The following is a 7,392-nucleotide window of genomic DNA, read 5'->3' as shown; positions in this document are numbered from 1 at the left end:
TAGTAGGGTGGGGATCATTAGTACGCCGAACCAACCGATGTAGATGCGGTTGCCGGTGCTGGTGATCCACTCGCAGAAGCGATCCCATACGTTGGCGCTTTGGCGCTGTTGTAAGGTTGTGGTCATTTGTTTATGATTGCTTTTGTTTTTACGAGGTAATAAGTAAACTTGCTTACCTGATTACTACATTAAAAAAAAAATTTTGATTTGTAAAGCAATTTTAATTAATTTTTACTGATGAAAATCATTTGTTTTTATAATGAATCGCATCTCAAGACACGATTCAATGAGGTTTTATCAACCAGGGGGCCACTCCATCTGTCGTCCTCCCAAGATATGCAAGTGTAAATGGTAGACGGTTTGACCGCCGTCAGCACCATTGTTGATGACAACACGATAACCGTTGTTTAATCCAGCTTCGGCGGCTACGCGTTGGACAGTTAATAAAAGATGTCCTAAAAGAGCTTGGTCTTGAGATTCGGCATCGGCTAATTTAACGATGGGTTTTTTGGGAATGACAAGGATATGAACTGGGGCTTGCGGGTTAACGTCTTTGAAGGCTAGGGTTAAGTCGTCTTCATAAACAATATTTGCCGGAATTTCCCGGCTAATAATTTTGCTGAAAATAGTGTCTGTAGTTTCCGTCATGGCGATTTACTGTATCATCTGCTAAAAATTTTAGGCCATCGCTTGGCGTTATATTTTCAGTTACAGCAGATTTCATCTAAGTAGGTACAAGGGCGGGATGCCGACCCGACAATAGGTTTATAATTCATCTCTGTGTTTTATCTAGGTAGAAACTGCTGTATTTCCCAAACAGGAGTAATTGAACTAAACCAGGGGGGCAGAAGTATGGTGTTGTTCTTTTAATTATGCTGTTGGCTTAACTAAATCCATCATGGAAATAGTTTCTGTGGTTTCACTCATGTCAAGTTACCCGCTCATCTGTTACAGGTTTTAAAGGTTTACTACACATAGAACAAATGCTGGCTAGAGTCTGGAGTGCATGTATTGTGGGCATCGATGCCGTCAAAGTAGGGGTAGAAGTCGATGTTTCAGGCGGTTTACCAGGAATTGTAGTTTTGGGGCTACCAGATTCGGCGGTTCAAGAATCTAAAGAGCGAGTCAAAGCAACGTTGAAGAACGCGGGTTTTGCTTTCCCCATGCGGAAAATTGTCATTAACCTCACTCCAGCTGACTTACGCAAGGAAGGACCAAGTTTCGATTTACCTATTAGTGTGGGAATTTTAGCTGCTTCTGAACAAGTTAGCCCGGATTTGCTGGGAGATTATCTTTTCTTAGGTGAGGTTTCTCTCGATGGTAGTTTACGTCCTGTGGCTGGGGTTCTACCTATTGCGGCGACAGCCAAAAAAATGGGAATTTCAGGTTTAGTGGTTCCTACTGATAACTCTCAAGAAGCTTCAGTAGTAAAGGGATTGTCTGTTTACGGCTGCAAACATCTAGCCGATGTGGTGGATTTATTGAATAATCCAGGGCGTTATGAACCCGTAGAGCCGGAGAATTTAGAGCAGTCACCAAAAACAGTTTATTCTCAAGCAGATTTAAAAGACGTTAAAGGACAGGCTCATGCTCGTCGTGCTTTGGAAATTGCCGCTGCTGGTGGTCACAATTTAATTTTTGTGGGGCCCCCCGGTAGTGGTAAAACGATGCTGGCCAGACGTTTACCGGGAATTCTACCACCTTTGGAGTTTGCAGAATCTTTAGAGGTAACTCGGATTCACTCGGTAGCTGGGTTATTGAAAAATCGCGGTTCTTTAGTACGAGATCGCCCGTTTCGCAGTCCTCATCATTCAGCATCAGGGCCTTCTCTGGTTGGGGGTGGTAGCTTTCCCCGTCCTGGGGAAATTTCTTTATCTCACCAAGGAATATTATTTTTGGATGAGTTAACAGAATTTAAGCGGGATGTTTTAGAATTTCTCCGCCAACCTTTAGAAGATGGCTATGTGACAATTTCCCGCACTAGACAATCTGTGGTTTTTCCGGCGCAGTTTACTTTAGTAGCCAGCACCAATCCCTGTCCTTGCGGTTACTATGGCGATACTGTTCAACCATGCACCTGTTCACCTAGACAACGAGAAAATTATTGGGCAAAATTATCGGGACCGCTCATGGATCGCATTGATTTGCAAGTTGCAGTTAATCGATTAAAACCAGAAGAAATTACCCAACAACCCACGGGTGAAACTTCTAGTTCAGTGTTAGTAAGAGTTAAAAAAGCACGCGGTCGCGCCATTGAACGTTTCCAAGGAGAGGCAAATCTGCGCTGCAATGCTCAAATGCAAAGTCATCACTTGCAGAAATGGTGCAAGTTGGATGATACTGGCAGGAGTTTATTAGAAGCAGCAATTAAAAGATTAGGTTTATCAGCCAGGGCGAGCGATCGCATTCTCAAGGTCAGCCGGACTATTGCAGATTTAGCAGGAGAAAATGAATTACAAGGCAATCACATAGCTGAAGCGATTCAATATCGCACCATTGATAGGATGCAATAGTCTTTCTTTTACAGTCCTATGAATGTACTAATTTGGATGGGGATGAAATACAAGGTTATGTCTGTTCATCTGTAGTTACTTATCTGGTGATATATTAAATTTGTTGACAAATTGTTGTGGTTTGTAGTTAGCACTGAAGTTATGAGGAAATAACGACTTAAGTCCTGACTACAAGTTTAAATTTTCTTACCTGTAAGATAAATTATGCCTCAAGAACACTTCACGAATAACTGCAGGAAGATGTATTGAATAAAAAAAACAGTATCAAATATAGCAGGAGGGCTGCAACTTCTTGTTGATAAGGAGATTGGTTAAGTGAAGTTAAAGACAATTTGGATACTATTGCGAGAAACTTTTAAACAATGGAGTGAGGTTCAAGCTTCACGGTTAGCCGCAGCATTGGCTTATTATACTATATTTTCTCTTGCACCTTTGCTGATTATTGTAATTGCCATCGCTGGAGCAGCATTTGGAGAAGAAGCTGCTAGGGGTGAAATTGTTCGCCAAATTGAAGATTTAGTGGGGAGAGATGGCGCGCAATTCCTAGAAATAGCAATTAAAAATGCTAGAACACCACAAACAGGAACTATTGCTTCTATTATTAGTGTTGTGATTTTGCTATTAGGTGCTACTGGTGTATTTGCGGAGTTACAAAATTCTCTCAACACAATTTGGAATGTAAAAGCAAAACCTGGACGCGGGATAATAAAAATTATTCGCCAACGGTTCTTATCCTTCGCAATGATATTGGGTATTGGCTTTTTACTTCTCGTTTCTTTAATTATTAGTGCGGGATTAACAGCAGTGATAACTTACTTTAGCAGCACATTAACAGGTATTGATTCCATCTGGCAAATGGCTAATTTTATTCTTTCTTTCATCATCAATACAGTTATTTTTGCGCTAATTTTTAAAGTTTTACCAGATGTGAGAATCACTTGGAGTGATGTTTTCATTGGATCTGTGATTACTTCTTTTTTGTTTGCGATTGGTAAGTTTTTGTTAGGAGAGTATATAGGTAGGAGTACTTTGGGTTCAGCCTATGGCGCTGCTGGTTCACTGGTGGTGATCATTGCTTGGGTGTATTATGCAGCCCAAATTCTCTTCTTTGGTGCGGCCTTTACCCAAGTTTATGCGCGAAGATATGGCACTACTGGTATCACTCCCACAGAAAATGCTATGCCATTCACTAATACAACTCCTGTCCAACCAGGGGTAAGAAGTGATATTACCCTTCAATGGAGGGTAAATGCTCACAGAAAAAAGCAGTCCTCTCGCTTAATTAAGCGTGTTCTGCGTTATCTTAGCCATCCCAAACGCTTAAAACGCCGTCGCCAAAATCGGCGCTATTAAATATGAAATTTTTTATGAAATTTTTACCAAAGTGATGGTTATGGATGAGCTAATTAAACTGTAGAATATGACAGTTGTGTTCTGCCGCGAACGTTGATTGAGCGTTATACCTTGCCCGAAATGGGCAACCTATGGACTGAATCTTACAAGTTTAAAACCTGGCTTCAGGTAGAGATTGCAGTTTGTGAAGCCCAAGCTGAATTGGGTTATATCCCTTCTCAGGCTGTTGAGGAAATCAAGGCTAAGGCGGACTTTGACCCGAAGCGAGTGCTGGAAATTGAGGCTGAAGTTCGTCATGATGTCATTGCCTTTTTAACTAATGTCAATGAATATGTCGGTGATGCTGGACGCTATATTCATCTGGGGTTAACCAGTTCAGATGTACTGGATACGGCTTTAGGACTTCAATTAGTTGCCAGTTTGGATCTATTGTCGCAACACCTGGAAAATTTAATTCAGGCAATTCGCCATAAGGCACGGGAACACTGTGATACGGTGATGATCGGTCGTTCTCATGGTATTCACGCTGAACCGATGACTTTCGGTTTTAAGTTAGCTGGATGGTTAGCTGAGGTATTGCGTCATCAAGAAAGGCTGAAAGTTCTCCGGGAAACCATAGCTGTGGGTAAAATTTCTGGTGCGGTGGGAACCTATGCCAATATTGAACCACGAGTGGAAGCGATGGCTTGCCAAAAACTCGGTCTTAAACCGGATACGGCCTCAACACAAGTTATTTCTCGCGATCGCCATGCCGACTATGTGCAACAATTAGCCTTAGTTGCAGCATCTATTGAACGCTTTGCTGTAGAAATTCGCAATCTTCAAAAAACCGACGTTTTAGAGGTTGAAGAATTTTTCGCTAAAGGTCAAAAAGGCTCCTCAGCAATGCCTCATAAACGCAACCCCATCCGTTCTGAACGGCTGACAGGAATGGCTAGGTTGTTGAGAAGTCATGCTGGTGCAGCTTTAGAAAACGTTGCTTTATGGCATGAGCGAGATATTTCCCATAGTTCTGTGGAACGGGTAATTTTGCCAGATGCTTGTATTTTGACACACTTTATGTTAGTAGAAATAACGGATTTGGTGAAAAACCTGCTCGTCTACCCAGAAAACATGGCACGGAATCTGAATTGTTATGGCGGTGTGGTATTTAGCCAAAAAGTTCTACTGGCTTTGATAGACAAGGGAATGAAGCGAGAAGAAGCCTATGCCATTGTCCAAGAAAGCGCTCATGCTGCCTGGAATAAGCCAGAAGGAAACTTCCACAACTTAATTAGTCAAGATCACCGTGTGACTCAAAAGTTGTCCCCAGGAGAACTGGAAATGTGTTTTGACCCACAGCAACATCTCCGCTATTTAAAAGAAGTTTACCAACGATTGGGTATTTAGACCTGAGGTCTGACTAGGTAGAGGGTAGGGGTAAATACCATTTTTTGCCCCATCCCCTGATTTATCCACAAATTAATACATCTGCTAAATACACCTGCACTCGTACTAAACCATAGGGTATCTCTCGCTGAAAGCCCTCATGAACATCAGAAACTTGATAGTAAAAAAATCTACCTAGGGGCATGGGAGGCGTAAATTCTAAATTATTCATGGCAAATTGTTCATAGCAATTTCTAGGGTAGTTCCAGAAGCTACTGCACCCCAGGGGAACAGGGATGGCCTCCCCCTCACAGGAGTAGGTCTTTGCAGAGAGATTTATAATAGGGCCAGACTTGGCAGACAAGGAAGAAGAAGCAAGAAAAATTAAAACCCATGAAGATTTAGCAAGACAATGATTTTTTAAGATGTTTTTAACACTTAAGTCTTCCTAAGGGACTAAAGCGTTAGCTTTGTTTAGGTTACGGGCCAGTGTCTTGGCATTTTCATTCCGTTTCTTGCATCCCCACCACTTTAAGAATTCCTATTGGATTCTCTACTTATTGCAAAATGCCAATTAAATGTAGTAGACCACGACCTGTAAGTAGCTCGATGATTAAAGCAATAAAGCCCAGCATAGCAATACGACCATTCCAGACTTCGGCGCTGGTAGTCATACCCCATTCCCAGTTTTCTTGAGGATACATTTTCACCTTTTTTTTCATTTGTGCAGCTTGGGAAAGCTTGAAACTGGGGCTTTGTAGCGCATCCATTACCAGGTCTGCTAATGCTTTAACAAATAGTGGATGAGTATTAGGAGCTGAGGCGCGACGGAAGTTGTGAATTCCTGATTCTTCAGCTATTTCCCGATATTCAATGTCAATTTCTTGTAGAGTCTCAATGTGTTCTGAAACAAAACTGATGGGTACAACAACTATGTCTTTTACGCCTTGTGCGCCCAGTTGTTTGAGGGCATCTTCAGTATAAGGTTGTAGCCATTCTACTGGGCCTACACGACTTTGGTAGGCTAAAGTGTGAAGGTTGGGTCGATTGAGAGTCTGCATAATTAAAGTAGTACATTCCTCAATTTCTTGCTGATAAGGGTCTCCGGCTTCTTCAACGTAGCTTTTAGGAACGCCATGAGCGCTGAAAAAGATATGAGCTTTATCGGGATGAGGACATTGATCTAGTTCTTGTGCTATGAGTTGTGCCATTGCCTGGAGGTAGCTTGGTTGTTTGTACCAAGAGGGAATGAGAGTATAGTCATTGGGCTGGAGTTCTGGCTGTTCTTGCCACAGTTTTTCTAACAGCCGAAAGCTAGAACCACTAGTACTAATAGAAAATTGCGGGTAAAGCGGCAAAATTACTAAGTGTTCGATGTGATCTTTAGCGATTTGTGCGATCGCTTCTTCCGTGTAAGGATGCCAATAACGCATTCCCACATAGATGTTAACTTCTTGTCCTAAATCAGCCAAGTGTTGTTTTAAGGCTTGTCCTTGAGCTTCTGTGATTCTCCGCAGTGGGGAACCACCGCCGATTTGCTTGTAGTTGGCCTGAGATGTTTTGGTTCGCCGTGAAGCAATAAACCAGGCCAGGGGTTTTTGTAGCCAGCGAAACGGTAGGCGAATAATTTCTGGGTCAGAAAATAGGTTATACAAAAAAGGCCCAACATCCTCCAGCTTATCAGGTCCACCGAGATTGAGTAATAAAACGCCTACACGACTCATAGCAGTTATTTTCCCCCAATCTTTTCAGCTTTTTTACTAATGTTAACAATATATCTTTATTAAATATAAAGCTTTATAGTCGCCAGTGGCGAAATTTGACACTCACCGCCTTAAAGGAATGGTGATTCTCCATTCATAGAAACCACTCACTGGTACAAGGTTTCTCTTGCACAAGTAGAGGTGGAATCTCCTCTAGGGTTTGGATCTAACATCCAAGTTCTGGTATGTCACACCACACCCAAGGCTAATTTCATAGTCTTAATCGCTGGATTCCAGTCTTTATCCATAATAAACCCACACCCACAAACATGATTTGTTGTTGATAAAGACTTTCTAAGTATGCTTTAAGTTAACTTCATATTTTCAAATGTTAGACTGATTTTGTGACAAAGGTCAAGTTGCGGATTTTTTAATATTTCTTTATGGAATGTAAC

6 protein-coding genes and 1 pseudogene are annotated in these 7,392 nt (G+C 41.8%); 3 read left to right on the top strand and 4 right to left on the bottom strand.

Annotation, left to right across the window (positions count from 1 at the left end):
* Positions 1 to 126: pseudogene (locus NWP25_RS09835) on the bottom strand (photosystem II q(b) protein); the annotation flags it as partial.
* A gap of 171 nt (positions 127 to 297) precedes the next feature.
* Positions 298 to 648 (bottom strand): histidine triad nucleotide-binding protein, encoded by a 351-nt coding sequence (locus tag NWP25_RS09830; protein WP_280652013.1) that lies wholly within the window; start codon positions 646 to 648, stop codon positions 298 to 300.
* 335 nt (positions 649 to 983) lie between these two features.
* Between NWP25_RS09830 and NWP25_RS09825 the strand changes: the two genes are divergently transcribed.
* The 3 genes from NWP25_RS09825 (at position 984) to purB (ending at position 5,255) form a co-directional block, all read left to right on the top strand.
* The gene (locus tag NWP25_RS09825) at positions 984 to 2,513 is read left to right on the top strand and encodes a YifB family Mg chelatase-like AAA ATPase (RefSeq protein WP_280652012.1); all 1,530 of its coding nucleotides are present in this window, start codon (positions 984 to 986) and stop codon (positions 2,511 to 2,513) included.
* A gap of 315 nt (positions 2,514 to 2,828) precedes the next feature.
* On the top strand, positions 2,829 to 3,866 hold the full coding sequence (locus NWP25_RS09820; RefSeq protein ID WP_280699288.1) for a YihY/virulence factor BrkB family protein: 1,038 nt from the start codon (positions 2,829 to 2,831) through the stop codon (positions 3,864 to 3,866).
* 93 nt (positions 3,867 to 3,959) lie between these two features.
* Positions 3,960 to 5,255: an adenylosuccinate lyase gene (gene purB / locus NWP25_RS09815; RefSeq protein WP_280652010.1), complete on the top strand. Its 1,296-nt coding sequence runs from the start codon at positions 3,960 to 3,962 to the stop codon at positions 5,253 to 5,255.
* Positions 5,256 to 5,316: 61 nt separating this feature from the next.
* Here the strand turns inward: purB and NWP25_RS09810 are convergent, their stop codons facing one another.
* Both NWP25_RS09810 and hemH read right to left on the bottom strand, forming a co-directional pair.
* Positions 5,317 to 5,466: a hypothetical protein gene (locus NWP25_RS09810; RefSeq protein WP_280652009.1), complete on the bottom strand. Its 150-nt coding sequence runs from the start codon at positions 5,464 to 5,466 to the stop codon at positions 5,317 to 5,319.
* A gap of 325 nt (positions 5,467 to 5,791) precedes the next feature.
* Positions 5,792 to 6,958, bottom strand: coding sequence for a ferrochelatase (gene hemH, locus NWP25_RS09805; RefSeq protein ID WP_280652008.1), 1,167 nt, complete (start codon positions 6,956 to 6,958; stop codon positions 5,792 to 5,794).
* Positions 6,959 to 7,392: the final 434 nt, after the last annotated feature.

Origin of the sequence: Umezakia ovalisporum Ak1311 (assembly GCF_029891685.1) — a bacterium.
In the GTDB taxonomy this organism is placed as follows: domain Bacteria; phylum Cyanobacteriota; class Cyanobacteriia; order Cyanobacteriales; family Nostocaceae; genus Umezakia; species Umezakia ovalisporum.
This window is presented reverse-complemented; position numbering and strand designations above follow the sequence as displayed.